This window comes from Polaromonas sp. P1_G4, from assembly GCF_056405475.1.
This window is the reverse complement of sequence record NZ_JBFUCA010000720.1, coordinates 1-1,667: the sequence shown is the minus strand read 5'-3', so window position 1 is coordinate 1,667 and position 1,667 is coordinate 1. Positions and strand designations below refer to the sequence as shown.

General features: G+C 62.2%; 2 protein-coding genes. Both read left to right on the top strand.

Translation table 11 applies throughout. The features are described from left to right. On the top strand, positions 1 to 990 hold a 990-nt coding region (locus tag AC1D1X_RS22610), incomplete at its 5' end, for a citrate transporter (RefSeq protein ID WP_477699257.1). Beyond that, positions 987 to 1,667 (top strand): NAD(P)-dependent oxidoreductase (locus AC1D1X_RS22605; RefSeq protein ID WP_477699256.1); only part of this gene is annotated, 681 nt, incomplete at its 3' end. The genes AC1D1X_RS22610 and AC1D1X_RS22605, both read left to right, overlap by 4 nt.

Here is a 1,667-nt window from a genome sequence, read left to right as displayed (position 1 = left end):
TTTGTGATGCTGGTATTGGTCTTCGTGATCTCCAGTTTTCTCGACAATATCGCGGCGGCCATGATAGGCGGCACCATGGCATCTGCGCTGTACCGCAAGCGTGTTCATATCGGCTTCCTGGCTGCCATCGTGGCCGCCAGCAACGCGGGCGGCTCGGGCAGCGTGGTGGGAGACACCACCACGACCATGATGTGGATTGCCGGGGTTTCGCCGGGCCAGGTCTTCGAGTCCTATGTCGGTGCATTGGTGGCGCTGGCCATCTTCGGCGTGATCGCTGCGCGCCAGCAGCACGCGCTGCAGCCCATCATGAAGGACGCCACTCCGGGCGCGCATCTGCATTGGGCCCGGCTGGGCATCGTCGCCATCATTCTGCTGTCGGCAGTAGCTGCCAATGTGTATTTCAACCTGCGCGATCCGGCGGTGCTGGAGCAACTGCCGGTGATCGGTATCTCGGTATGGGTGGCCATCGCGGTGACCACGCCCTGGCGCCGGCCCGACTGGCGCTTGTTGCCTGACGCCGCACGCGGTAGTGTGTTTCTGCTGTCGCTGGTGCTTTGCGCTTCCATGATGCCGGTGCAGCATTTGCCGGCCGCCAGCTGGCAAACTGCTTTCGGCCTGGGTTTTGTGAGTGCGGTGTTTGACAACATTCCGCTCACGGCGCTGGCCCTGCACCAGGGCGGCTACGACTGGGGCTTTCTGGCATACGCCGTCGGCTTTGGCGGCAGCATGCTGTGGTTTGGCTCCTCCGCTGGTGTGGCCCTGTCGAATATGTACCCCGAGGCCAAGTCGGTTGGCGCCTGGATCAAGGGCGGCTGGCATGTGGCGCTGGGCTATGTGGCCGGATTTTTCGTTTTGCTGGCCGTGCTTGGCTGGCATCCTGACGCTCCCCGTGCCCGAAAGATTGCAGCGACCGCACCGCCGGCGTCCGCAATGCATTCCCCCACCGGGACGGAAGTACCTGCTCCCGCATCACTTGTGAAAACACCATGACCAAACCCAAAATTCTCGTCGCTCGCGCCGTATTCCCCGAAGTCATCGCCCGCCTGGAACAGTATTTCGAGGTTGAATCCAACCAGGCCGACGAGACCTGGTCCAAGACCCAGCTCACCGAGCGCCTCAAGGGAAAGGACGGCGCCTTCACCACCGGCGGCGACAAAATCGACGCGGAGGTGCTGGCCGCCTGCCCGGGTCTAAAAATTTGCGCCAACATGGCGGTGGGCTACAACAACTTCGACATCGACGCCATGACCGCTGCCGGCGTGCTGGCCACGAACGCGCCCGACGTGCTGACTGAAACCACCGCTGATTTCGGTTTTGCCCTGCTGATGGCCACGGCACGCCGCGTGACCGAAAGCGAGCATTACCTGCGCGCCGGCAAATGGACCAAATGGAGCTACGACATGTTTGCGGGCTCCGACATCCACGGCGCCACGCTGGGCATCCTGGGCATGGGGCGCATAGGGCAGGGCATTGCCAAACGCGGTGCCCATGGATTTGGCATGAAGGTGATTTACCACAACCGCTCGCGCCTGGATGCAACGCTGGAAGCAGAATGCAAAGCCAGCTACGTCGGCAAGGAAGAACTGCTCAAGACGGCAGATCACCTGGTGCTGGTACTGCCGTATTCGCCTTCATCCCACCACACCATTGGCGCAGCAGAACTGGCG